Annotated in this window: 2 protein-coding genes; both read right to left on the bottom strand. The window is 40.4% G+C overall.

Annotated features, from left to right (window positions below):
- Window positions 1–129: 129 nt before the first annotated feature.
- Complete coding sequence (locus OSCI_RS01510) at window positions 130–1,491, bottom strand: hypothetical protein (protein ID WP_007353075.1); 1,362 nt, start codon at window positions 1,489–1,491, stop codon at window positions 130–132.
- A gap of 65 nt (window positions 1,492–1,556) precedes the next feature.
- Window positions 1,557–2,498 (bottom strand): RHS repeat-associated core domain-containing protein, encoded by a 942-nt coding sequence (locus OSCI_RS01505; protein WP_071592514.1) that lies wholly within the window; start codon window positions 2,496–2,498, stop codon window positions 1,557–1,559.
- Between the last annotated feature and the right edge of the window lie 35 nt (window positions 2,499–2,533).

Below are 2,533 nucleotides of genomic sequence, written 5' to 3'. Positions count from 1 at the left end.
GGGGTCATAACTAAACTTGTAACTCGCATCTGGGTCTTTAACAGATATTAACTGATTTGCTGCATCGTAAGTAGAGGTAATGCTGCGAATAGAATTACCTAGAAACCGATCGAGTCAACCAGTTAAATTCTAGTCAAAATAAGGGTCTGTATACCATTTCTTCATATTTTCGTACCATTGCCGTGCTTGCTGGTATTCCTCAATTAACTCAGGGGAAGCTCCTTCTTTTTGGTAATCTAGGCTCGAATCATTGGGCTGAAATTCACAACTAACGTGATAGCCTCGCGGTAGAGTTTTCCAATATGTTGCTTCCCAGGGTTCCAAAACATTCCATTTTTCGGTTCCTGGGATATGTTCATACATGAAAATCAAACGCTCTAAAGCCAGCAATTGCTCTAGGATTTCTCGCTGAGTACAAAAAAATCCTTCTTCATAAGGAAACTGCCCAAGAAAATTAACAATGAAAAACTTATTCCAATCAGGATGAGCCATTGCTTCCCATCTAGCACCTCCTTGAGGTGTTAAATAGTAGGTAGCATTAAACCTTTCGTCTAAGTGGTCTTGAATTCCAGCCATTGTTAAGACAACATTTGAAGTTCCCTCGGTATCGTGTTCATCAGCAAATACCCTTGCTTTAATGTCCCCTCTCTGAAACAAAGAATTCGCTGCAAGTGCTGTTTCAGCATGAGATAAGTGGTTTGAGTATGCAACATTTCTTAGTCCGTAGTAGTTGAATATTACAGCAAAATCAAGAATCAAGTATTCGACTTTTGAATTCAGATTTTCTGGTAATGTTGCGTAAGAGTTTATATCTTCATCTCCAAACAAATTTGATGCGTTTGTATCTAATTCTGGCTCGGTATACCAATGCGAAATTTCTGAGTACCACTGTTTTGCTTGTCGCTCTTTATCAATCCATTCTTGGGGTGTATTTGAGTCGATACACAATTCAAAATATCGATGCTGGTAAGTAACTTTGTAAGCTTTGGGTAAAGTTTTCCAGTACGTTGCTTTCCAAAATCCTATATCCTCCCAAAAACAAGTTTCTGAAATAAGAATTTGGTTTTCTAAATATTCACAATAATTTATAATTTCTTGGATAATCTGCTGAGAACAACAAATTATTTCTGAACGAAATAATCCAGTTATTTCATCATGCTGATAACCCAGACACCATTTATGATAATGATTCCAATTAGCACCAGTTAAGCCTTCCCACCTTGCTCCTCCCTGAGAAGTTAAGTAGTAAAAAGCGTTGAGTTTTCCATTTAGGCTTGCCCAAATCTGAGATATTGTTAGGGCTACACCTCTAATATTTTCTCCATTTTCTAATGAAAATGCTGCTAATATATCGCCACTTTGAAATAACCGATTAGCTGCTGATACCACTTCAGCATGGGACAGTCGCCAATCAGATGCGACATTTATGAAAATTTCTGTCTCTGTTAAAGCAGACAAGATAATTAAATACTCTACTCTGTTTATAGTCATTTGCTGGTTAATTACACAGGATCTATATCAAGCGTAAAAGGTTATGTTCAAGTCAAGTGATTGATTTAGAGTTCAGAATTGTGAATTTTCCGGCTATTTGCATTTTTTATATTCAAAATAGAAAATCTTACTCTTTTCTTTGGCCCTGTGAGAGTATCTTCACAACATTCACATCTTCCGAGTGAGCCAGCGCTAGATGACGACCAATCTTGGTCTTTTCGGACGTTATCGTTAGCACTTATCTCTACATTGTAGTGACGCGCACCACCGTCTTTTGTAGGCTTTGGATAAGGACAAGGTAAGTTATCATCGGCTTTATATGGTAAAGCTCCTATGGGAGGAAGCAAACTCTGCAACCACCATAGTCTTTCTCTATTTGGCTGTCTGTTATTTGCTAATTCGCGCCTTGTTTTTTGTAAATTATTCGCTGCATCTTCAAGGCTGTTAAATCTAAAACCAATTAGGATACCCTGTTCTCCCCCTGTTCCTCTAAATATTGTCTTACACTTGACATATTTCTTGAGTTCAGGGTCATCTGCACAAGTTTTACAATCAGGATTCGGCAAAGCTGGCGAACTTGGAGAAACAGGTGCAGGTGAAGGGGATGGTGAAGGACGAGGGTTTGGTCGATTAAGCCCTGGAGTAGGAGTAGTCTGAGTTCCCTGCGGCCGAATCAACCCCCTACGCACCCTCTCCTCAAACAGTCGATCGTTTTGACCAGCCGGCAAAGGATTCAGCAACCCACCACCACCAGGAGGCGCAAGCAATATACCCGCACCACCCAAACCAGGCAAACCCCTCAAAAACGGAATCAAACCTCCCGCAGGTGGTGCAGTCACAGGTATCGCTACGGGCACCTGTTCTCCCGACGGGTCAGTATAATTAGTCGGACTATTCCCCACATACCGATAAAGATTAGCATCCCCACCCCCAAACCCAATCGTATCCTCACTAATAAACCTCCCCACAAACGGATCGTAATACCTCGAATAATTACAACTCTCAATGTTGCCAGAAAGTAATGAAATTCAGTGGGCAAGAA

Source organism: Kamptonema sp. PCC 6506, assembly GCF_000180455.1.
Classification (GTDB): domain Bacteria; phylum Cyanobacteriota; class Cyanobacteriia; order Cyanobacteriales; family Microcoleaceae; genus Kamptonema; species Kamptonema formosum.
Note: the sequence above shows the minus strand (reverse complement) of the source record. Positions and strands in the feature narration are given on the sequence as shown.

Coding starts and splice junctions, on each gene's coding strand:
- OSCI_RS01510 (WP_007353075.1), bottom strand. CDS start 1,491: ATGACTATAAACAGAGTAGAGTATTTAATTATCTTGTCTGCTTTAACA.